This is a genomic window from Klenkia sp. PcliD-1-E (assembly GCF_024124375.1).
In the GTDB taxonomy this organism is placed as follows: domain Bacteria; phylum Actinomycetota; class Actinomycetes; order Mycobacteriales; family Geodermatophilaceae; genus Klenkia.
Genome location: NZ_JAMXRZ010000017.1, coordinates 1 through 23,609, shown reverse-complemented (window position 1 = coordinate 23,609; position 23,609 = coordinate 1). Strand labels below are relative to the sequence as shown.

Genomic DNA, 23,609 nt, shown 5'->3' with positions numbered 1-23,609 from the left:
GCGCCCCAACTGATGGTGGCCTTCGACTGACCAGCATCGACCTGTCAGCAGGTGGCATTACGGTGACGGTGCGGCCCTATCCGAGGCCGCGGGCCTTGGGAGGTGGACGAAGGTGGGCGCGCCCGAGTCCAACGCCGGGGATGACTTTCACTTCTGGTGGGCCGCGAGCCGAGCACTCGCGCTCATCGAGCCCGGCACGGAGAACCGGCTCCTGGTAATTGAGGGGCTCGCGCCGGTCGACGATCCGGACGATGAGTACGAGATCGTCGACGTCGCCGAGTACCTCGGCGGCGCGGACTTCGCTAGCGCCACGACCATTCTGATCTCCCAGCTCAAGTACAGCACCCGGCACCCCGACCGTGCGTGGACAGCAGCGCAGATCACCCGGAAGCGAAGCCGCCGCGGAAAGGACGCTGAAGCCAAGATCACCCGGTCGGTCATCAGGGACCTGGCGGACACGTACGCCCAACTGATGGCCGACCACGGGCGGGACGCCGTCGCAGGAAAAGTTCGGATTCGTCTCGTTAGCAATCAGCCGGGCGACCCGCTGCTGACGGGCGGCATCACCGCCGCCGCCTCCTGGGCCCGCGAGCAGGGACCCGGCGCCAAGCGCGAGGCAATGCTCAAGGCCCTCCCGGACCAGGAGTCGCAGGTCATCCGTCAGCTCTCCGAAGCGGTCGGCCCGCGACTGACCAGCGCCGACTTCTGCGACTTCATCACCGTTCTCGACCTGTCGGAAACTGGGGCCCTCGACCGTGCAGCCCTTGCCCGCAGCGTCCGAGCCGGCGCGGCCGAGCTCTCTCCAGGGCGGGGCCCGGACTCGGGCCGCCGTCTGTTCGATCTCGTCCGACAGCAAGCCCTGCCAGAGTCGCGGCGCGAGGGTCTCACTGCCGCCGACATCCTCGCCGAACTGGACGTGGCGGACCTGCTCGACCTCTACCCAGCACCACCTCGGCTTGCGGAGCTGTCGGACCCCCTGGCCTCACCGGGCGCGTGTGCGGTGGCCGAGGCCGCTACCGCTCACCTCGGCGAGATCGTCGTCGCGCACGGTCCTGCCGGCGCCGGGAAGACGACAGCGGTTCGGCAGGCGGTCGATCACCTGCCCCACGGGTCCACAATGATCCTGTACGACTGCTACGGCGGCGGGGACTACCTCAGCGCTGGCGAGGAACGGCACACCCCTCCACGTTTCGTCATGCAGGTGGCGAACGACCTGGCGCAGCGGTGTGGGACGCCGCTGCTGCTGCATCCTCCGGCGCTGGACGCGGACCTGTGGCGCCACCTCTCACGGAGGCTGAGCCGGGCGGTCGAGACGCTCCCCCCGGGCGCAGTCCTCGTGCTGGCGGTGGACGCGGCAGACAATGCCGCCGTGGCAGCGGCCGAGCGGGGCGACCCCTGCTTCCTGCCGGGCCTCCTCGCTCTGCCGCTGCCCCCGCAGGTCACCGTCGTGCTCACCACCCGCAGCCACCGCATCGACATCACCGGCGCGGCGGACGCGCCCAAGGTGGACGTCCTCCAGTTCGACGCCCCAACCTCCGCCACCCACCTGCGGCGGCACCGTCCGGATGCGTCGAATGCGGACACCGCCGCCTTCCACGAGCGGACCGGCGGCAACCCCCGGGTCCAGTTCTACGTGCTGGAGCAGGCCGCATCGAACGACTGGGACATGCCTGCCCTGCTTGCGGCATGCAGCCGCACACCCGAGCCGCTGTTCGCCGACCTCATGGACTCCGCGCTCAAGGGCAGCGGCGCCGGTGCCGGCGGTCAACGGTGGCTGGCGCTGATGCTGGCATTGGCCCGGCCGGTGAGCATCGGCACACTCGCCGACGCCCTCGATGTCGACGCGGGGGCCGTGTCTGCCTTCGCCGACGGGTTAACCCCCGGCGTGGCGGTGCTTAAGGGCGCCATCCAGTTCCGCGACGAGGACTTCGAGACCTTCGTGCGTGGCCGAGTCGACCCAGATGACGTCGTCACGGCTCATGGCCGGCTGGCCGACCTGTTCCTCCCCCGACGGACCGACGACGCGGACGCCGCCGCACATGTCGCCGAGCACCTGTTCGCCGCGGCCCGGAACAACGAACTGCTGCAATTGGTCCTCAACGAGGACTCCCCCCGCGGCATTGCGGACGGATTCCGCCGTGAGCAGGTGCAGGGCCGCCGCCTGGACCTGGCCGTACGGGCAGCCGCCGATGCGGATGACGCCGCAATCGCCGTGCGGGTCGCGGCTCGCGCGTGCGACACGGCCTCTCGGCTCGACACTCTGTCCCGGCTCGTCGAAGCGCACCTGGACCTGGTTGCGCGGTACGCGGACGTCGACCTGCTGCGGACCTACGCACTCAAGCAGAGCCGCGGCACCTGGCTCGGGCCCGTCCAGATGCGCCTCGCGGCCGCGCTGTCGAGAGACCCCGAGCGTCAGACTGCGGCTCGCGAGGCGCTGGACAGCGCCGACGCATGGGTGCACCGGTGGATGGCCGGTCGAGAGGACGAGACCCGCCACTGGGGAATCGAGGCGGACGACGTGGCCGGCGCGGCAGAGGCGCACTTCCGACTGGACGGGGTCGACGCGGCCGTCGCGTCACTGCGTCGCTGGCGACCAGTGTCCTTCGCGCTGGAGGCGGCCGCGAGCCTCGCCGGTCGTGTCGCTGGTGAGGTCGGCCCCGACTCCGTACGGGCGGCCCTGGGTGCAGCTGGCATTCCGGCACTCGTGCAGGCGCCGTTCCTCGCCCACGCCGCCACCCCTACGGCCAATCCGGATCCGGACTGGATCGACATCGTCGTCGCGGCTCTGGTGGCCCGCACCTCGGACAAGTCGGAGCCCTGGCATGCCCGCCTGCTCGACACGGTGGTGCGCCACGGGAGCAAGGAAGCGGCAGGAGCGCTCGTCCGGCGCTGGAAGCGTGACCTTCCCGCTTCCACTTGGTCGTTCCGCACGCCAGGGTCGGACGGCGTCAGAGCCTTGCGCTGCCATGCCGTTGCCGCCGCCCTCGCCGACACCAACCTCGACGTCAATGCGCTGGTCCCGGCCTCACTGCAGCCTGGCGAGACGAAGAACGGTTACTCTCACGATCCGCACGGCCGGGAACGCGGCGAGTGGATCCAATCGGTCGGTTCCCTCGGAGCAGTCGCCGTCTTGGCCGCGCGGGCCGCGGCCGGTGACGACGTCCGCGATTCCGTCGTCGAGGAGGTCGATGGCGCACTCACCGGACGGCTCCAGACGGCAAGACACCGGTGGTTCAAGTACGACACGTCGTTCCGCACCTGGGCCTCATTCGCCGCAGAAGCGGTCGTGGATGCCGACGCACCGGCCGACTTGTTAGACCGGATCGCCAGCGCCGCGCCGGAGCTCGTGCGCGACGGCGCGCCGGAGCTATGGCTCGACCTCGCCGACATGCTCGCCGCGCGGCCTCGACACACGGACAGGGCCGCCGACCTGGCTATGCGAGCGACAGCAGCCGTCCGCAATGGCGCCTACCCGGCACCCGACCGCCTGGACCTGCTGGCTCGCGCCGCCGACATCGCCGGAGGGATCGCACCCGCGCTCGGGCGACAGCTCTTCGAGCACGCCATTGAGGCCGCCACGGGCATCAACGACGACGCCGCCCGGCTGCTCTCCGTTCACGCCGACCTCGCCCGCCGCGCCACGCTGATGGCGGACCAACGGACGCAGGTCGCAGCCAAGCTCGTCCGCGCCGCCGAAGACGTCGCCCCGCACGTCACCGATCCCGACGTCGTCCCGCACGAGGCGGTCGCCGGCGCTGCCTCCCACCTCGATGCGGCGGTCGGCCTCGCTGCCGTGAGCCGCTGGGACGATGAAGCTCGCGTGAGGATGGCCACGACGCTGCCCCCGGCCTTGCTCGGCGCGGTCGACGGCGGTGCCATCTCAGCCGCAGACGCGCTGGCGCTCGACAATCTCATCGAGGATGACGGCGCCCGGTTGAGCTTTCAGCTCGCACTGATCGAGCAGATGCCAGTTGGCGACGCCGGCACGGTGGCGGCGAGGCGGGCGACAGCGCGAGCGTCGTCGTGGCTGCGTCACCACGTGCCGGCACGCCTCCAGCCGGCCTTCGCCCGGCGGCTCCTCGACGAGTCGGCCGACCGCGCCCTCGACGCCACGGTGCGCGCTGAGCTCGAGGCCACCCGGGAGGTCACACCTCCGAAGAACCTAGATGAGCCGGCCACCTGGAGCCGGCCGTGGGCGGGCGGCGACCCTGCTGCGCCGGTTCGGGCGTTGCTGGACGCTCCGGGATCCCGGAGCTGGACGACGCTGGCCGAGGACGTGACGCTCCTCATGGACGCACACGTGTACGGGGAGCAGCTGCGGTCCTTCGTAGCTGCGGTCCTTCTGGCGACCCCTCCGATGCAGCGGCCGGAGGCGCTCGCCGCCTTCACCGAGATCCCGGGTTGGCGAAGCGTCGACACGGTGCTCCCCGTGCTCGCCGAGTACGTCGGTCGTTGGCGGGAGTGGCCCGGTGTTCGCGAGTGGGCGGCAGGGGCGCTGCCCAACCTGCTCGAACGGCACCTTGTGGATCTGGTCGCATGGCCGGTTGACGTCGGACCGCTGGTCGCGCAGCTCCGAGGTCTCGTGGACGACGACGACGTGATCCGGCGCGCTGTCCTTGAAGCGTTGCCGGGTGCGCGGCCGCAGCTCACCGCCCAGGGCTGGCAGAACATCGCCGCGCTCCTCGGCCGGCTATGCCCGCCGGCCGACGCCGCGAGCGCAGTCGTCGGGTTGTTGGCCGACCGCACCACCGGGGACTCGGCCGGGCAAGCCCCTACCGTCGCGACCGAGCCCGGACCCATCGTCATGCTGTTGTGGAGCGCCTTCGGGCATCCCCGACGGGAAATCCGCTGGCGTGCCGCCCACGCCGTCCGCCACATGCTGACCCGTGCCGACCCGGTCCGTGCCGCCGACTTCACGGCCAGGTTGATCGGCTGCCTGGACCTCGTTGACGTCGGCCAGTATCGGGACCAGGAACTTCACTTCTATCGTTTGTCCGCCCTTGCTGCGCTGCTCACGGCCCTGGCGCGCGTCGCCGCCGACAAGCCTGCCCTCCTGGAGCCACACGTCCAGACGCTGATCCGGATCGCGACCAGCCGCGACCTGCCGCACGCCCAGATCCGCGAACTCGCCCGCTCAACGGCCCTGGCCGTCACAGAACACCTCGGTGCCGTCCCCGACGAACTTCGCCACGTGAACCGGCCGGTTAGTTGCGCCGTCGACCGGGAACACCGCTACGTCAACGACCGCCAGATCTCCGACGACCGGCGGTACCGCTTCGACCAAATGGACACGATCCCCTACTGGTACGCGCCCCTGGCGCGCGTGTTCGGAGTGGAAACCGACGCCATTGCCGAGCGCGCCGAGCGGTGGATCCTCGACGAATGGAGCCGCAGCGAGGACGACTGGATGACCGACGTCCGCGAATTACGGGACGAACGGTCCTACCGTCAGATGCACAACGACCACGGGTCCATCCCGCCCGAGGAAAACCTGCGCCTCTACCTCGAGTACCACGCGATGCTGGTCACGGCCGGCGAACTCGTTGATGCCGGCACGTCAGTCCACTTCGACCCCTGGGAGGATGCACCGGATCCGTGGCAGGACTGGCTGCAACAGCACCTGCCCACTGACACCGAGATCTGGCTCTCGGACCTGCGCGCGCCTGTCCCGGTCGAGCCCGGGCTGTTCGGCCACCTGCCGCCGCTGGGCGAGTGGGAAACCCCAGAGCCCGAGGAATACGACCGGGCCTTCGGACTCGTAGACGGAGGCCTTCCCGAGACGGTCATAGTGGCGGGCAGCATGAACGTGTCTCGGGCCGGCGCCTACGGGGACACGTACATCTCGTCGGCCCTCGTGCTTCCCGACAACGCCGCCGATCTGCAACGGGCCCTTGTCGCGGCCTCCAACCCGAGGCACTACAAACTGCCAGATGAAGGCGACGACCGGTTCGAGATCGACCACGGGGTCTTCGCTCTTCGCGGGTGGCTCACCGGCGCCCATCACAAGCCGGAGTCCCTCGACGAGCATGACCCCTATGCCCACGGTGTGTACAAGGCGATCAACCTGCCCGGTCGCCGGTTCCGCGACGCCGCCGGGGCTCGACTCGACCCGACCGGGCTTGCGTTGCTCTCCCCGGAGGGGAACACCGTCGCACGAGCCGAGCAATGGGCCGATCCCCAAACGGAGGATCCGGACGCGGACACGTCATCCGGCTACCGGGTTCGCGTAGACCGCGCCACCCTTCTACATCACCTGGCCGACAGCGGTACCAACCTGATCGTGGAGGTCCAGATTGGACGGCACCGACGCAACCGTGGAAGAGACGACGAATACCGGCCGCCCCGAAGCCGCATTTACCTCGTCGACGCTACTGGAGACGTCACCATCCGCTGACCCTGTGACCGCACTGGGCGAGCGCATCCTCACTGAACTCGGCGAAGCCGAAACCACAGACACGCTCACCCGCTGGTTGACACACCATGCTGCCCGAATCATGGACGCAGCCGATCGCGCCCGTGCCGCTGGAGAGCCCGACGCCGATGCCCGCGACGCGGAGGCGCGCGCAGCCATCCTCGAGCTGTGGCGGCACCGGTCGTCGTGGCCGAGCGGGTGGCCGCCGTCCCGCGCCGCCGCGATTGTCGAGCTTCTCGAGGGGCTGCCCGACCTGGAGGACCCAGCGTGGTTCCGCGTCAGCGCCATTGGCCGACTGCAGGATCTGCATCACCACGTCCTCGCCGTGCTCGCCGACCTCGTCTCCGCCTCCGCCGACGGTGTCGAGGAGGGATGGCTCCAATCCTTCGGCGATCAACTGACGCCCGACGAAATGACGCTCCTGACCCGGGCTGCTGGTGCACCACGACGTCTAAATAGCGTCCTGCGGGGAGGAACATCTTCGCTTGACCAGTTACGGCGCCGCCTCGCGCTCGGGGGCTCCGAGAATGTGGACGAGGAGCCCGCCGAAAACACTGATGCCGGTGAATCAACTTCCGCAAAGGGCCCGGGTGTTCTTCTTTCGTCGTCTCATCGGCTGGTCCAACTTGCTGATGCCTATCGTGACGTCGTGAAGGATTTGCTACGACGGGCTGGAAGTGCATCGAGCCTAGGCCAGGTTGACGACGACGTGCCATGGACCGGCGACGACAACGATCCTGTCATCGTTGGATAAGCACACGCGGCGTTCAACAGATGGTTCCTCACAATTTTTCAAACTAGGTTCTAGTCGAGTGAAGATCGTCTTCGCCGGTGCCCGCAGGACTCGGTTCGTCAGGCGCATACTTAGGCTGCTTGCGCTCACGCATACCCATATGGACTCTCGCAATGGGGAGGTTCGCCGTCGCTCGTTGATGTGCGGCCTGCGCTCTGCAGGAGACCGTAGTGGCCCCCCATCTGTTGAAGAGCTTCGCAGCAAGCCGAAAGCGGTCGATGATATGGGTGACCATCCAACGCCACACCCAAGCAAGAGCATCGATCTGCTCGCCGCGGTACGCGGACGAGCGTAAGGGGCGGCTGAGCCAATGGTAGGACTAGCAGCCCCCCGGTTCACACTGCCACCCAGGATTGACATCAACGTCGACGGCCGCCGATCGGTCTATTTAGATCTCAAGGACTGGATCAATCTCGCCAAAGTGATAAAGGGCATGTCGGCTCCCGATGGGTACTCGGAACTACTGCTATCGGCCCGCAGAGCCTTGGCCGACCAGACGGCCATGTTCCCCCTATCGGGCACCCACTACATAGAAATCAGCGAGATCGCCGATCCGGCGCAGCGACAAGACCTCACGGCAGTCATGGAGGAGCTCTCCGAGTTTCGGGTCATGCTCGGCCGCCCGACGATCATGCGACTGGAGATCCAGGCAGCCCTCCACCGCATACTGGGCGTGGACACGCAGGAGCCTACTGTGGCACTTTTCGGGAACTCATTCGCATGGGCCTTCGGTATGCGCGGTGGGCTACGAATCCTCGGTGCGGATGGGCAGGACCTCACCGACGCGCGTCGGGACACGGATCTGTACCGACAGATATCCCGCGAGTTTGAGCGCGGAATGCTAGCGGGGCCGGCAGACGACGAGGCCGCGCAGATGCGTCTGGATGGCCACTACCGACCGGAGCTTGTGCGGGCAACGGCCGAGCGCAGGGCGGAGCAGGAGCGAGAGCAAGCGGCTCGCCTGGACGCAGAGCCTCGCTGGCGTAGAGGTCGGTTGAGGGATGTCATCAGTGCGCGAGAACTGACCCTCGAATGGTCGGATCCGATCACCGAAGCCCTAATCGAGGCCGGGACGACGATCAGTCAGGTTTTTGGCACCGACCGGAATGCCATCCGGTCATTCGCAGACGGCATGCCGTCGAACTGTGTCGCCGTTTCACTTAAGACCCACTATCACCGCGACCGTCAGCACTTATGGACGGTGAACGATATCGAGGACATTGATGCCCTGTCTGCGGCCGTGCCCTATTGCGACGCCGTGCTGACCGATAAGGCGGCAAGAAATGCGATCGTGACGACCAAAGTTGACCAGCAAGCCGGCACGTTTATGCCTCGCACGGCCCGGGATCTGGCTGATTGGCTCATCGGAGGATGAGCGTTCTGGGACCGGCTTCGGCGCTGGCTGCGCCTGCTGTGATACTGATCTTGATACTGCAGGCGAGGGGAGCGAGTGCATGTGAACGCATCTAGATGTAGACGCCGAAGCCCCTGACGCCTTGAACCTGCAGCTCAGAGCGTCGAATGGCGTCCAGATGTCCGATTGACCTCCGGAGTTCAAGTCCCCCCTCGGACACTCAGAACCCCAGTTCAGGGGCTTGTTCGACCCTCGCGCGATACCCGGTTGATAGTGGTCTTGGTCGAAGCTCCCGGCGAGACCAGCGGCCCAACCGTGGTCCCCGTCCATGTGTGGCTGGTTGCGGCGGGTCTGCGGTACCCGGCCCGCTCGACTTGGGCTCCTGAGCTGCAGGAACTGTGCATCGGTGAGGACGCCGACGTCGTGGGTCGCACAGGCTGCGACGAGCACCTCTGCTCCCTATGGCGCCCACGCTCGAGCGTGTGCTGGCGTTGCTCCGGGCCAGAGGTCCCCCTCCGCCACCGAATCCGTACTCAGTCGCGGCCTGCAGCCCACCGCCTTGCGCGTCCGACCTGCGGCCGGTCACCTCACTCGCAGAGCGTCGTCACCGATGGCGTGGGCATCGGCTCCTGACGACATCAGCAGATGCAGATCGGTCTCGCCCGGCCCGCATCCAGCAGAGGAACACAGCCGTGAGCTGGTCTCGCCGCCCGGTGCCTCGTGACCGCACGGTGGACCTCCGAGCCGCCCGCCTCCCGCCTGACGCAGGGCCCGCTGTTGTTCCGTGGCCAAGAATGATCCGCGGGCAACCGCCCGGTCCTGCGACGAGAGTGGGTGAGGACGATGTACCTCGAGGACTACGCAGTGGGGCTCACGGTCACGCTCGATCCGGTGCAGGTCTCCGAGCAGGAGATCATCGAGTTCGGCACCAGCTACGACCCTCAGCCCTTCCACGTCGACCCGGTCGCCGCTGCCGACGGCCCGTTCGGGTCCGTCATCGCCAGCGGCTGGCACACCTGCGCGCTCTCCTGCGCGCCTTGGTCGCCGGCTTCTTCTCACCCCTGTCGAGCCTGGGCTCCCCCGGTATCGACGAGCTGCGCTGGGCCGTACCGGTGCGGGCCGGTGACGTGCTCACGGCGACCGCGATCGTGTTGGAGAACCGTCGCTCGGCCAGCAAGCCCGACCGCGGAATCATCCGGACCGCCATCACGACCCGCAACCAGGACGGCGCGACGGTGCTGACCCTCACGGCGATCAACCTCATCCTGGCGAACCCATCGTCGACGGGCTACTGAAGGTCGGCACGAGGTCAAACGCTGCGGCGCGATCCTGCAGCTGTCGCCTGCAGCCTCGGCGAGTGCAGCCGGAGTTCCGGTGACGACGGCGATGTCCTGGCGGTCAATGGCCCGCCGGGGTCGTCCCATGCCGCCCCCGTCCGGCTGATCGTGTGGCCCGGGACCGTCTGACGTCCGGTGAGCAGCGGGGCGATGGTCCGGCCGTGACTGCTGCATGAACAAGACACCCGAGCTGTGCTGCTGACGCCGTTGCTGCACCGAGGTTGGTCGCCCGGAAAGGATTCAGTCCTACGGAGATCGATGTCGACCATGCGGACCACCAAGCAGCTGAGCATCACCTTTCCCCTCGCGATGGCGGAGGCGCTCACCGAGCGTGTGGCTGCCGGCGACTACGCCAGTGAGAGCGAGGTCATCCGCGACGGCCTACGCGCACTGTTCGCCCGCGACGAGGCCGTCGAGGCCTGGCTGCGGTCCGAGGTCACCGCCTCCTACGACGAGCTGCGCGCCGACCGCACGGGCGCCATCAGCTCCGCCGACCTGCGCGCCCACCTGTCCGCGCTGCACGCCCGGCAGGCCACGGAACGTCAAGAGTGGACCGGCGAGTCGTCTACTCACCCCGCGCCCAGCACCAGCTCACCGAGCTCTACCTCTGGATCGCCGACCAATCAAGCTTCCCGGACCGCGCCCACGACTTCACCACCGCGATCATCGACCACTGCGACGGCCTCGCGGATGCACCGATGCTCGGGCGAGCCCGAGACGATCTGCGACCTGGGCTACGAACCACGGCTTTCGCCGCCGTGTCGTTGCATTCGCGGTGCACGATGACGACATCAAGATCCACGGCATCTTGCTACGGCGGCCAGGACTACGAGCCCGGCCTCTCCGACCGGGAGATCTGACCGACCGGGGCCCCACCAGGAGGCCGACACCGCACTGCCGCGGGTGAGCAGTGATCCTGGTCGTGGTGGTGCGGGCGGGTGATCGAGGTGTAGCTGGACGAGTCCGCATGACGGTGCCGACCCCCGCACACACCGAACGTTCAGTTCAGATCCTTGTACAGCCTCCGGATGACCGACCGACCTCCCGCGTTCGAGTCCCCCGGCCAGGCGCGAGCCACGATCCGCGGCTCCTCCTGGGCGCCCCTGTCGGTGGGCACGTCTCCGCCCGTGGGCTGCGGACAGCACCGGAGGTCACCGGTTCTGTCGGAGCCGTCCGGTAGACACGCCGTGTGCTCCATCTCCACCGCGCCGAGCGCACCTCCGGGCTCGTCGACGCCCTCGGTGCACTCCTGTCGACGCCTCTGGCCGACCCCTTCGCGGAGGAGGTCGTGGCCGTCCCGGCCAAGGGGGTGGAACGCTGGTTGGCCCAGCAGTTGTCGACGGTGCTCGGGGCCGGTGGCGCCGGCGACGGCATCTGCTCCGGGGTCCGCTTCCCCTCGGTGACCGCACTGGTCGAGGACGCCGTGGCCGATGCGACCGGCACCGACCGGCGCACCGACCCGTGGTCGCGTGCGGTCTGGCCCACCCTGCAGGTCGTCGACGCCTCGCTCGGGGAGCCGTGGCTGGCGGTCCTGGCCCGCTACCTCGGCCACGGCGCGGCCGACGGCGACGCCCGCCACGGCCGCCGCTGGGCCGCCGCCGCCCACCTCGCCGACCTGTACCGCAGCTACGCCGACCACCGTCCCGGCATGCTCGGCGACTGGGCGGCCGGCCGCGACACCGACGGCGACGGGGCCCTGCCCGCCGACCTGCACTGGCAGGCCGAGCTGTACCGCCGACTGCGGGCCGAGCTGGGGCCGAGCCCCGGCGAGGGCCTGGCCACCGCGTGCGCCATGGTCCGCGACGCCCCCGGGTCGGTGCAGCTGCCCGAGCGGGTCAGCCTGTTCGGGCCCACCCGCCTCACCGCCCGCTCGCTGGCGGTGCTCGAGGCCCTCGGCGAGCACCGCGACGTGCACCTGTGGGTGCCGCACCCCAGCCCGGCACTCTGGTCCCGGCTCGTCGGCTGCACCGCCACCCACCGCCGCACCGACGCCACCTCCGCCGTCCCGGCGCACCCGCTGCTGCGCAGCCTCGCCCGCGACGTCCGCGAGCTGCAGCTGCGCCTGCCCGCGCACACCGACGAGCACCACCCGGCCGCCGACGACGCCGGGACGACGGTCCTGGGCCGCCTGCAGGCCGACCTCCGCGACGACCGTCCCCCGGGTCCCGCAGGTGCCGCCGACGACTCCGTCCGGGTGCATGCCTGCCACGGGCCCGCCCGGCAGGTCGAGGTCCTGCGGGAGGTGCTGCTGCGCCTGTTCCAGGACGACGCCACGCTCGAACCCCGCGACGTGCTCGTCCTCTGCCCCGACGTCGAGACCTTCGCCCCGCTGGTCTCGGCGACCTTCGGGCAGGGGCCCGGGTTGCCGCACCCGGGCAACGCGCTGCGCGTCCGCCTCGCCGACCGCAGCCTGCGCGCCACCAACCCGCTGCTGGACACCGTGTCCCTGCTGCTCCAGCTCGCCCACAGCCGGGTGACGGCGGGGCAGGTCCTCGACCTCGCCGCGACCCCCGGTGTGCGCCGGCAGTTCGGGTTCAGCGACGAGGACCTCGATCGCATCCGCGACTGGGTGGCCCGCACCGGCGTCCGCTGGGGCCTGGACACCACCACCCGGGCGGACTACCGCCTGGCCTCCGTGCCGCAGAACACCTGGCAGGCGGGTCTCGACCGCGTCCTGCTCGGCGTCACCACCTCCGAGGACCAGCCGGTCTGGCTGGCCCAGGCGCTCCCGCTCGACGACGTCGACAGCAGCGACATCGACCTCGCCGGCCGGCTCGCCGAGCTGGTCGACCGCCTGGCCGCCGTCCTCGGCACCCTGAGCGGCGAGCACCCGGTCACGCACTGGCGCGACAGCCTCCACGACGCGCTTGAGGTGCTCACCGCCGTGGGCCCCGACGACGCCTGGCAGCTCTCGCAGGCCCGTCGCGAGCTGTCCGAGGCGTTCGAGGGCGGCCAGGGCCGGCTGCGCACCGCCGACGTGCGGGCCCTGCTCGCCGGCCGCCTCGCCGGTCGTCCCACCCGGGCGAACTTCCGCACCGGCAACCTCACCGTCTGCACCCTGGTCCCCATGCGGTCGGTGCCGCACCGCGTCGTGGTGCTGCTCGGCATGGACGACGGGGTCTTCCCCCGGGCCGGGGCCGTCGACGGCGACGACGTCCTCGCCCGCGACCCGCGGGTGGGTGAGCGCGACGTGCGCAGCGAGGACCGGCAGCTGCTGCTGGACGCCGTGTGCTCGGCCGGGGAGAAGCTGCTGGTCTTCTGCACCGGGGCCGACCCGGTCAGCGGGGCCGAGCGACCTCCCGCCGTCCCCGTCGGCGAGCTCCTCGACGTCCTCGCCGGCATGACCGGCGGCCACCGGGACGCACTCGTGGAGCACCACCCCCTGCAGCCCTTCGACCCCCGCTCCTTCACCGGGCAGCCCCCTGCCAGCTTCGACCGCGTCGCCCTGGCCGGTGCCCGGCGTGCCGTCCTCGACCGCGAGCCCCCGCCACCGCGTTCCCCCCTCCCCCCGCGTACGGGACCGGTGGCCCTCGACGACCTGGTCTCCTTCGTCGAGCACCCGGTGCGCGCCTACCTGCGCCAGCGGCTGCAGATCTCGCTGCCGGGTGAGGACGACGAGGTCGACGACGAGCTGTCGGCCTCCCTGGACGCCCTGCAGGAGTGGGCGGTCGGCGACCGGCTGCTGCGCGCACGCCTGGCCGGCACGTCGGCCGAGGACGCCGTCCACACCGAGTGGCTGCGCGGCACGCTTCCCCCGGGGTCGCTGGGCACGGCGGTCGTGCAGCGGGTCGGGTCGCGGGTCGACCCGTTGGTCCTGGCTGCCGCGCCCCTCCTGCAGGCGCCGGCGCACAGCGTCGACGTGCGCCTCCGCATCGGCGAGCACGAGCTGGCCGGCACCGTGAACGGGGTCCGCGACGGCGCGGTGGTCTCGGTGACGTACTCGTCCCTGGGCGCCAAGCACCGTGCCCGGGCCTGGGTGCACGCCCTCGTGCTGGCCGCCGCCGAGGGCAGCGGACGGGCGGTGACGATCGGCCGCTGGCGGTCCGGGGCCCGGACGTCGACCCTGTTCGCCCCCGCCGACCCGGCCACCGTCCTGGCCGACCTGCTCGACCTGCATGCCCGGGGCACCTGCGAGCCGTTGCCGATGGGCCCGAAGGTCTCCGAGGCCTACGCAGCCCGGCGCGCCGTCGGGGAGGACCGCGACGCCTCGTTGGATGCCGCCACCGGGGTCTGGGACGGCGGGCAGTTCCCGGGCGAGTCCGCCGACCGCCACCACGTCCACCTGTACGGCAGCAGCGCCCCCTTCTCGGTCTGGAGCACTGCGGCCCCGGGTGACGACGAACGGTGGCCCGACGAGAACACCCGGTTCGGCGCGCTCGCCCGCCGGTTCTGGACCCCCCTGCTGGCTGCGGAGGCCCTGTCGTGACCACACCGAGCAGCTCGACCTCAGCCACCGACGGTTTCGACGTCTGCGGGCCGCTGCCCACCGGCACCACGGTGCTCGAGGCCAGCGCGGGCACCGGCAAGACATTCACCATCGCCGCCCTGGCCACCCGCTTCGTCGCCGAGGGTCACGCCCAGCTGTCCGAGATCATGCTGGTCACCTTCGGCAACGCCGCCTCCCGGGAGCTGCGCGACCGGGTCCGCGAGCGGATGGTGTCCGCCGAGGCCGGCCTGCGGGACCCGTCGGCTGCCCGGTCGTCGCCGGACGCCCTGCTGCGGCTGCTGGCCGCCGGCGACGACGCCGACGTCGAGCAGCGCCGGGCACGCCTGGTGCGGGCGCTGACCGACTTCGACGCGGCCACCATCGCCACCACGCACTCCTTCTGCTCCCAGATGCTCGCCGGGCTCGGCGTGGTCGCCGACGCCGACCCGACGGCGACCTTCACCGAGGACGTCGACGACCTGGTGCAGGAGGTCGTCGGTGACCTGTACCTGCGCACCTTCGCCCCCGCCGGCCAGCCGGCCCCGCCGTTCCTGCAGCACGCCGAGCTGCTGGCGCTCGGCCGGGCCGCGGTCGGCAGCGACCGGCAGGCCCGGCTCGAGCCCGTCGACGACCCCGGCGTCGCCGGTCGCCGGCGCCGGGCCGCCCAGGCCGTGCGCGACGAGGTCGAGGAGCGCAAGCGGCGGCTCGGCCTGGTCGACTACGACGACTGGCTGACCCTGCTGCGCGACGCGCTCGCCGACCCCGAGCACGGCGACGTCGCGTGCGCGCGGGTGCGGGACCGCTACCGGGTCGTGATGGTCGACGAGTTCCAGGACACCGACCCGGTGCAGTGGGAGGTGCTGCGCCGGGCGTTCCACGGCCACACCGTGCTGGTCCTCATCGGCGACCCGAAGCAGGCCGTCTACGGCTTCCGCGGCGGTGATGTGACCACCTACCTGGCCGCGGCCGCCGTCGCCGGGCGCCGGGAGACCCTCGGCACCAACTGGCGCAGCGACCAGCACCTGGTGAGCGCCCTGGACCAGGTGCTCGGCGGGGTGGCGCTCGGTGACCCGCGGATCGTCGTGCGACCGGTGGGGTCGGCGCACCCGGAGGCCCGGCTGACCGGCGCCGGGGCGCCGCTGCGGCTGCGCAGGCTGCGCAGCCGCGGCCACGGCCCGGTCCGCCGCGGAGGGTTCCCCAAGCTGGACAGGCTGCGTGCCGCCGTGGCCGCCGACGTGGCCGCCGACGTCGTCGACCTCCTCGCGGGACCGGCCCGGCTCGAGGGCCGGCCGGTCCGGCCGGGGGACGTCGCGGTGCTGGTCCGCACGAACAAGCAGGGCCACCTCGTCCGGGACGCGCTGCGGGCGGCCGGCGTGCCGTCGGTCATGACCGGCGGTGGCAGCGTCTTCGCCACCGACTCGGCCCGGTCCTGGCTGGTCCTCCTCGAGGCCCTCGAGCAGCCCCACCGCGCGGGCCGGGTGCGCGCCGCCGCACTGTCGGTCTTCCTGCCCCTCGACGAGCACACCCTCGACCGGCGCGGGGACGCCGTCACCGACGAGCTCGGGCCACGGCTGCGCCGCTGGGCCGACCTGCTGACCACCCAGGGCGTCGCGGCCTTCGCCGAGGTGCTCACCGCCGAGGAGGGCCTGCCGGCCCGGGTGCTGCAGCGCCCCGACGGGGAACGCGTGCTGACCGACCTGCGGCACGTCGGGCAGGTCCTGCACGCGGCCGCGCTGCGCGAGTCCCTCGGCCTCACGGCGCTGGTGGAGTGGCTGCGGCGCCGCATCGCCCGGGCCGACGCCGAGGGCACTGAGGAGCGCAGCCGCCGCCTGGAGTCCGACGCGGCGGCCGTGCAGGTGATGACGGTGCACGTCAGCAAGGGGCTGGAGTTCCCCGTCGTCCACGTGCCCTTCGGCTGGGACCGGTGGGTCCCGCGCGACCCCGAGGTGCTCCGGCTGCACGACGGCGACGGCGCGCGGGTGCTGCACGTCGGCGGCACGGCGGCCGGTGACTACACCACGGCCCGCGCGCAGCACGACGCCGAGGAGTTCGGCGAGGACCTGCGGTTGCTCTACGTCGCCCTCACGCGGGCCGCCTGCCAGGTCGTCGCGCACTGGGCGCCCGGCGCCACCACGAAGTGCGCACCGCTGCACCGGCTGCTGCTCGGCGGCGCACCCGCCGGCACCGAACCGGCCGCCTCGGTCCCGGTGCCGGACGACGCCGTCGTGGCCTCGCGGTTCGAGGCGCTCGCCCGCGACTCGCAGGGCCTGATCAGCACCACCGAGGTCGACCGGGTCCGCCGGCCGGTCTGGGCGACGGGCACCGGCGCCCCTCCCCCGCTGTCGGTCAGCCACTTCACCCGCACCCTGGACGACGCGTGGCGACGCACGTCCTACAGCTCGCTGACCCGCGATGCCCACGACCTCGCGCACGCCGCCCCGCCCTCCAGCGAGCCCGAGGTCGCCGGCGTCGACGACGAGCGCGACGACGTGGCCGAGCTGCCGGTGGCCGCCGTGCCCGACGGCCTGCCCTCACCCTTCGGCGAGCTCCCGGGTGGCGCCGCGTTCGGCACCCTGGTGCACGCAGTCCTGGAGCAGCCCGACCACGTCGACCTGGAGGAGCGCTGCGCGGACGCGGTGGCCCGGTTCCTCGTGCCCGGGGTCGCGCCGGGTCCGTTGGCGCAGGCGCTGCGCCCGGTCCTGGACACCCCGCTGGACGGCGCGGGGACGACCCTGGCATCCGTGGCGGCGCCCGACCGCCTGGCCGAGCTGGACTTCGAGCTGCCGCTCGCCGGGGGCGACCGCGCCGTCCCGCACGCCACCCTCGGCGACGTGGTCGCGTTGCTGCGCGGGCACGACCTGGGCCCGGTCCAGGGGTACGCCGACCTGCTCGCGACCGTGGAGCCCCACGCCCTGCGCGGGTTCCTGACCGGCAGCATCGACGCCGTCCTCCGGCTGCACGGTCCGGACGGACCCCGGTACGCGGTGGTCGACTACAAGACCAACCGGCTGGGACCCGAGCCGCTGACGACCGGCCACTACCGCGCCGACGCGATGGCCGAGGAGATGCAGTCGGCGCACTACGTGCTCCAGGCGCTGCTGTACTCCGCGGCGCTGCACCGCTTCCTCCGCTGGCGGCAGCCCGGCTACGACCCGGCCCGCCACCTGGGTCCGGTGCTGTACCTGTTCGTCCGCGGGATGGCCGGCCCCGACGCCGAGCCCGGCGCGGGGGTCTTCACCTGGCAGCCACCCCCAGCGCTGGTCACCGGGCTGTCGGACCTCCTGGCGGGGCGGCCGTGATCCCGGTCCGCGCCACGGGGCTGCTGCGCACCTTCGCCGAGGCCGGGGTCCTGGTCCCGGCCGACGTCCACGTCGCCCTCCGGCTCGCCCGCCTCGGCGGCGAGGCCGACGAGACGGTGTTGCTGGCCGTCGCGCTCGCCGTGCGCGGGGTGCGCACCGGATCGGTGTGCGTCGAGCTCTCCTCGGTCGCCGGGACCGTGGTGCCCGAGGAGACCCCGTCGGACGCCGACGCCGACGCCGTCACCGACCCCATCACCCTGCCCTGGCCGACCGACTGGTCCGCGGTCGAGCGCAGCCCGCTGGTCGCGCTCGGCACCGACCCCACCTGGCGCCCGCTGCGGCTGGTCGACGGTCTGCTCTACCTCGACCGGTACTGGCAGCAGGAGGAGCTGGTCCGGCGCGAGCTCGACGACCGGGCCGCCCAGGCGCCCCCACCGGTCGACCTCGCTCCCCTCGACGGACTGTTCCTGGAGGCGGGCGCCGACCGCCAGCGGCTGGCGGCCGCCGTCGCAGCCGGCCGGTGGGTCAGCGTCATCACCGGCGGTCCGGGCACCGGCAAGACCCACACGGTCGCCCGGCTGCTCAAGCTGCTGCTGGACCAACCCGGCCCGGTGCCCCGCATCGCCCTGGCCGCGCCCACCGGCAAGGCCGCGGCCCGCCTGCAGGAGTCCGTGCAGGCCCAGGCGGCGGCGATCGGGCTGCCGCTGGACCTCACCGCCTCGACCCTGCACCGGTTGCTGGGCTGGCGTCCCGACAGCCGGAGCCGCTTCCGGCACGATGCCGCCAACCGGCTGCCCTTCGACGTCGTCGTGGTGGACGAGTCCTCGATGGTGCCGCTGACCCTCATGGCCCGGCTGCTGGAGGCGGTCCGCCCGACCGCTCGTCTGGTCCTGGTCGGCGACCCCGACCAGCTGACCCCCGTCGAGGCCGGCGCCGTGCTGAGCGACCTGGTGCACCGGCCCTCCGCCGGTGCAGGGCCCGGGCCCGACGTGCCGGGCGCGACCGCCGCCGCTCTCGACCCCGACGAGCTCCGGCAGCTGACGAACGGGGTGGTCCGGCTCCGCGAGACGCACCGCTTCGGTGCCGCCATCGGCGCCGTGGCCGAGGCCATCCGGACCGGCGACGCCGACGAGGTGGTGCGGTTGATCGAGGCCACCGACGGCCTGAGCCGGGACGAGGACACCGACGGCCTGGCCGCCGACGTCCGCGCCGGGGCCGGTCCGATGCTCGCCGCGGCCTCGGCCGGCGACCGGGTGGCCGCGCTGGGCATGCTCGGTGAGCACCGGTTGCTGTGCGCCCACCGGCAGGGCCCCTACGGCGTCGCGGCCTGGAACCAGCAGCTCAGCCGCTGGACCCGGCCGGCCGGGGGCCTTGCGTTCTCGGACTGGTACCCGGGGCAGCCGTTGCTGATCACGGCCAACGACTACGAGAACCACCTGTTCAACGGCGACACCGGGGTCGTCGTGCAGGGCGCGGACGGTCTGGCCGCGGCCTTCGCGCGCGGCACCTCCACCGCCGAGGTGCCGCTGTCCCGGCTGTCGTCCGTGGCCACCGCCCACGCCCTCACCGTCCACCGCAGCCAGGGCAGCCAGTACCGAGCGGTCACCGTCCTGCTGCCCCCGCCGACGTCGCCGCTGCTGACCCGGGAGCTGCTCTACACCGCCGTCACCCGGGCGGTGGACCGCGTCCGGGTGGTCGGCACCGAGGAATCGGTGCGTGCCGCCGTCGGTCGACGAGTCGTCCGGGCGAGTGGACTCCGGCGCGTCCGGCGCTAGGGCCCGGCCACAGCCATCGCCGTCACGGGCGCGCCGCTGTCCGCCCCGTCCTCCGGCGCACCATCCCCTGGGGGGCTCCTCAGAGCCGGCGGAGGTCGCGCGCCGACGGTCGCGGCGCCCGGCGCGGCGGGCGCACCTCCGGTGCGAAGGCCAGCCTCAGCACCCGGTAGCGGTGTGGGCGGTGGGGCTCGAGCAGCTGCAGCATGCGGGCGTCGTCGGTGCGGGCCTCGCGGGCCAGGACCCAGGCGATCCGGGCCGGGATGCCGGAGTCCCCGGTGATGACGGTGTCGGCGTCCCCGAACGTCATCGCGGACAGGCAGCTGGTCGTCCACGGCCCGATGCCGGGGACGGCACCCAGTGCCGACAGGGTCGATGCCCGGTCCAGGTCCTCGGCGCGCAGCAGGGTGCTGACCCGGCGCGCTGCGGCCACCAGGTGCTCGGACCGCCGCCGTTCCACCCCGAGCGCGTGCAGCCGTTCGTAGGGCAGCCGCGCGACGACCTCGGGGGCCGGCGGGACCACCAACTCCTCGGCGTCGGCAGCGGGAACACCGAAGGTGCGCACGAACCGCGCCCACTGCTGCGCGGACTCCTTCCGGGTGACCCGCTGCTGGAGCACGAAGGAGGCCAGGTCGTGCCAGAGGGTGCCGGTCGCACCGACCCGGTCCCCCCGGCGGCGGCGCCACAGCTCGCGCAGCGCCCCCGACCCCGGGGCGAAACCGCTGGCGTCGTCGTGCAGCCCCAGCAGGTCGGGAGCCCGCGCCGCCAGCCACGCCCCACCGTCCCCGGCTGTGCGCACGCGGACCTCCGGGCGCCCGGGCTCCCACTCGGCCACCAGCGTGCCGGGGCCCTCGGGGGTGGGCGACGCCCGCTCCAGCCGGCCCGGCAGCAACCGGGTGGAGGGGTCGCCTCCCAGCATCGCCAGGGGGGCGAACACCAGCGCGGGGTCGACCTCGCCTAGTGGGAGGACCTGGGTCCTCACCGGTCGTCTGCGCCGAGCTGGTCCTCGGCCCCAGCCGTCGGTGAGCTCCTGGCCACGGCGGTCACCGTAGCCGTCGGGGTCACCTGCAGCACCTGGGTCGATCGCCCGTCTCCACGACCAGCAGAACGGTCGACCACCCCGCCCGGGGCAGACCCCGCCACGGCGGCCACCGGTGCTGTGCGACGGGTGCAGGTCATCGGCGGGGACGCGTGACGGCGCCCCGTACCCGTACGGACCCCCGCTGGGCACGGGGGTGCGCGATCAGGACGCGGAGGCTGAGCGGGCCGGTCCTCGTCGTGGCCACGGCGTGCGGTCCGGTGCGCATCTGGTTGGGTCCACCCGTGCCGCCCGGACCCCGCCCGCCCTGCGACGTCGTCGTCGCCGGGGCCGGTCCGGCCGGGCTGGCGGTGGCCGCGGCCTGCGCCGACCGGGGCCTGTCGGTGGCCGTCGTCGCCCCGTCGGCCCGGCCGTGGACGCACACCTACGGGCTGTGGGCCGACGAGCTCGCCGACGCCGAGTCCGCCCTGCTGCGCCGGACCGCGGGTGTGCGGTACCCGACGACCCTGGTCCGCACGGGCGCCGGCGACCACGACCTGCGCCGGGCCTACGCCCGGCTGGACAACGAGCTGGTCCACACCGCGCTGCTCGACCGGGTGCGCGATGCCGGCGGCGAGCTGGTCACCGGCCGCGTGGGCCAGGTCCGCGACGGCCGGGTCGCCGTCCTGGACGACGGCACCGAGCTGACCGGCATGGTCGTCGTCGATGCCCGGGGTGGTGGACCCGGCACCACCCAGCAGCGGGCCTGGGGCGAGCGGGTCGCGGGCCCGGTGCCCGACGTCGTCCCCGAGGGCGGGGCCCTGCTCATGGACTGGCCGGCGCTGCGCGACCCCGCCGACCCGCAGCCCCCGGCGTTCCTCTACGGCATGGGCATGGACGACGGCACCGTGCTGCTGGAGGCGACCTCGCTGGCCGGGCGCCCACCGGTCCGGCTGCACGCCCTGCGCGACCGGCTGCACGCCCACCTCGCCCGGCACGGCCTGCGCAGCCTGGGTGAGCCCGAGAAGGTGGCGATCCCGCTCGACGCCCGCCCGGCGCGCAGCGGCGGCGTGCCGGTGGGTGCGGCAGCCGGGCTGGTGCACCCGGCGACCGGCTACAGCGTGGCCACCTCGCTGCGGCTGGGTCCGGTGGTCGCCGACGCCGTGGTCGGCGGCGCGGGTCCGGCCGAGGTGGCCGCGCTGGTCCGCCCGCGCCGGCTCCGGGCCACCCTGGGCCTGCTCGGCCTGGGCCGCGAGGTGCTGCTGGGCCTCGACGAGGCCGACACCGACGCGTTCTTCCAGGCCTTCTTCACCCTGCCGCCGCGGGCGTGGGCGGCCTACCTCGACGTCGGCAGCTCCCCCACCGCCGTCGCCGCCGCGATGCTGCGCGTGGCCGCGGCCCTGCCCCCGGCGGGCCGCCGCACCCTGCTCCTCGGGGTGGTCCGGGCGCTGCCCCGCCGGGCCGCCGGACGGGCAGGGTGAGCCGGTGCGCCACGTCGCGTTCATCCGCAACCTCAACCAGGGCCAGCGCGGCCACGTGAGGACCGCCGACCTGCTCGCCGCGTTCGAGGCGGCCGGGTGCGGCGACCCTGCGGCGTTCCGGAGCAACGGCACCGTGGTGTTCGACGGCGACCCCGGGGCAGCCCAGGACGTCGCGGACGCGCTCGCCGCCAGCACCGGCGTCCGTCGGGACGTGTTCGTGGTGTCCCTGGACGACGTCGCCGCCGTCGTGGCCGAGCACGGCGGCGCACCCGACGCGGGCCGGCGGGAGCTCACCCTGCACGCGCCGGTGACCATCCCCCTCGACGAGCGCACCCGGCAGGAGGCGGCGCGCCGCCGCTGCCGGGTGCTGCAGGCGGGCCCCGGCTGGGCGGTCACCGTGAACGAGCGCGACCGGGAGTCGAACGCCACGCCGGTGGTCGAGCGGCTCACCGGCGCACCGGCGTCGTCCCGGGGGATCCCGACGCTGACCGCCCTGGTGCAGAAGTTCGGCCCCGGCTGACGACCTGCCACCGCTCAGCGGTCCGGTGAGGCCTCCTCGGGGACCAGCACGACCTTGCCCACGTGGTCGCGGCGCAGGAACCGCTCCTGTGCCCGGTGGATCTCGGCGAGCGGGTAGCGGGCCGCCACCCGGGGCCGGACGTCGCCGGACCGGGCGTGCTCGACCAGCCTCGCGAAGTGCGCCGCGGTGTGCATCGTGGACCCCACGAGCTGCCGGTTGTGCAGGTAGAGCCGCCGCAGGTCGAGCGTGGTGACCGGCCCGGCGACGGCACCGGCCACCACCGCCCGTCCTCCGGGCAGCAGGACGTCGACCAGCTGACCGAGCTGGTCACCCCCGACCACGTCCACCACGACGTCGACACCGTCCGGGTGCACCGCGCGCACGGCGGCGACGACGTCCCGCGGCGAGCCCGCCCGGTCCACGGTGGTGGTCGCACCCGCCTCCCGCACCGCGGACGCCTTGGCGGCGCTGGTCACCGCGGTGACGTCGGCCCCCCGGGCGGCGGCGAGGGCCACCGCGGCCAGCCCCACCCCGCCCGAGGCCCCGGTGACCAGGACGGTCTGCCCGCTGCTGACCCCGGCCCGCTCGAGCATCCCCGTGGCGGTGCCGTAGGCGATGGGCAGGCAGGCGAGCTGCTCGTCGCTCAACGGCGACGTGGTGACGTCGTGCGCCCGCAGCGCGTCGACGACCACGAACTCCGCGAAGCCCCCGTCGAACTCGCTGCCCAGCACGGCCACGACCGGCGCGTGCGGCCCGTCGTCGGCGTAGCGGGCGGGGTCCAGCAGCACCCGGCGCCCGACGAGCCCCGGGGTGACGCCTGGGCCGACGGCGTCCACGACCCCGGCGACGTCCGCACCCTGGATGCGGGGGAAGTCGACCGGCCCCAGCCAGCCCGCCTGCGCGTCCGGGTCCTCCGCCGTCCCGTAGGCCCCTTCGCGGGTCCACACGTCGGTGTTGTTGAGCGCCGCGGCGCGGACCCGGACCCGGGCCTCGCCCGGGCCCGGCGCCGGCACCGGCACGTCGTGCCGGACGGCGAGGACGTCCGGGCCGCCGAACGCCGTCAGCAGAGCGGCGGTCATCGTCGCCGGGCCGGGCGCGCTCACGACGGGCGGCTGAGCCCGGCCCGCAGCTCGGCCAGCGCGCGGTCCAGGCCGACCTGCGGCGCCCAGCCCCAGCGGCGGGCGCGGGCGGTGAGCA

Annotated in this window: 12 protein-coding genes and 2 pseudogenes; 12 read left to right on the top strand and 2 right to left on the bottom strand. The window is 72.8% G+C overall.

Annotated elements, in window-relative coordinates:
* The first annotated feature begins 112 nt into the window (after positions 1 to 112).
* The 10 genes and pseudogenes from NH342_RS05415 to recD all read left to right on the top strand — a co-directional run bounded on the left by NH342_RS05415 (position 113) and on the right by recD (position 19,396).
* A complete protein-coding gene (locus NH342_RS05415) occupies positions 113 to 6,394 on the top strand; it encodes an ATP-binding protein (protein ID WP_253012342.1) in 6,282 nt (2,093 codons plus the stop codon).
* 4 nt (positions 6,395 to 6,398) lie between these two features.
* A complete protein-coding gene (locus tag NH342_RS05410) occupies positions 6,399 to 7,166 on the top strand; it encodes a hypothetical protein (RefSeq protein WP_253012340.1) in 768 nt (255 codons plus the stop codon).
* Between the two features lie 523 nt (positions 7,167 to 7,689).
* Positions 7,690 to 8,580 carry a hypothetical protein gene (locus NH342_RS05405; protein WP_253012337.1) on the top strand — a complete coding sequence of 297 codons (891 nt, stop codon included), beginning with the start codon at positions 7,690 to 7,692 and terminating at the stop codon, positions 8,578 to 8,580.
* A gap of 822 nt (positions 8,581 to 9,402) precedes the next feature.
* Positions 9,403 to 9,534, top strand: a pseudogene (locus tag NH342_RS23865) (acyl dehydratase); the annotation flags it as partial.
* Between the two features lie 62 nt (positions 9,535 to 9,596).
* Positions 9,597 to 9,854, top strand: a complete 258-nt coding sequence (locus NH342_RS05400; protein ID WP_253012334.1) for a hypothetical protein — start codon at positions 9,597 to 9,599, stop codon at positions 9,852 to 9,854.
* Between the two features lie 300 nt (positions 9,855 to 10,154).
* A pseudogene (locus NH342_RS24470) lies at positions 10,155 to 10,322 on the top strand (type II toxin-antitoxin system ParD family antitoxin); the annotation flags it as partial.
* A 122-nt stretch (positions 10,323 to 10,444) separates the two neighbouring features.
* Positions 10,445 to 10,756 (top strand): type II toxin-antitoxin system RelE/ParE family toxin, encoded by a 312-nt coding sequence (locus NH342_RS24465; protein ID WP_374209415.1) that lies wholly within the window; start codon positions 10,445 to 10,447, stop codon positions 10,754 to 10,756.
* Positions 10,757 to 11,085: 329 nt separating this feature from the next.
* Positions 11,086 to 14,322 carry an exodeoxyribonuclease V subunit gamma gene (gene recC, locus NH342_RS05390; protein ID WP_253012329.1) on the top strand — a complete coding sequence of 1,079 codons (3,237 nt, stop codon included), beginning with the start codon at positions 11,086 to 11,088 and terminating at the stop codon, positions 14,320 to 14,322.
* Positions 14,319 to 17,621: a UvrD-helicase domain-containing protein gene (locus tag NH342_RS05385; protein ID WP_253012326.1), complete on the top strand. Its 3,303-nt coding sequence runs from the start codon at positions 14,319 to 14,321 to the stop codon at positions 17,619 to 17,621. The genes recC and NH342_RS05385 overlap by 4 nt, the downstream gene beginning before the upstream one ends.
* Positions 17,618 to 19,396, top strand: a complete 1,779-nt coding sequence (recD, locus tag NH342_RS05380; protein ID WP_253012323.1) for an exodeoxyribonuclease V subunit alpha — start codon at positions 17,618 to 17,620, stop codon at positions 19,394 to 19,396. Before NH342_RS05385 ends, recD begins: the two co-directional genes overlap by 4 nt.
* A 79-nt stretch (positions 19,397 to 19,475) precedes the next feature.
* On the opposite strand, the gene NH342_RS05375 is transcribed toward recD, so the two are convergent.
* Positions 19,476 to 20,375 (bottom strand): DNA-3-methyladenine glycosylase, encoded by a 900-nt coding sequence (locus tag NH342_RS05375; protein WP_253012320.1) that lies wholly within the window; start codon positions 20,373 to 20,375, stop codon positions 19,476 to 19,478.
* Between the two features lie 341 nt (positions 20,376 to 20,716).
* Here NH342_RS05375 and NH342_RS05370 point away from each other — a divergent pair, with 341 nt between their 5' ends.
* Positions 20,717 to 21,892 carry a lycopene cyclase family protein gene (locus NH342_RS05370; protein ID WP_253012317.1) on the top strand — a complete coding sequence of 392 codons (1,176 nt, stop codon included), beginning with the start codon at positions 20,717 to 20,719 and terminating at the stop codon, positions 21,890 to 21,892.
* A gap of 4 nt (positions 21,893 to 21,896) precedes the next feature.
* Positions 21,897 to 22,412, top strand: a complete 516-nt coding sequence (locus NH342_RS05365) for a DUF1697 domain-containing protein (protein ID WP_253012314.1) — start codon at positions 21,897 to 21,899, stop codon at positions 22,410 to 22,412.
* Between the two features lie 14 nt (positions 22,413 to 22,426).
* On the opposite strand, the gene NH342_RS05360 is transcribed toward NH342_RS05365, so the two are convergent.
* Positions 22,427 to 23,515, bottom strand: a complete 1,089-nt coding sequence (locus NH342_RS05360) for a zinc-binding dehydrogenase (RefSeq protein WP_253012311.1) — start codon at positions 23,513 to 23,515, stop codon at positions 22,427 to 22,429.
* Positions 23,516 to 23,609: the final 94 nt, after the last annotated feature.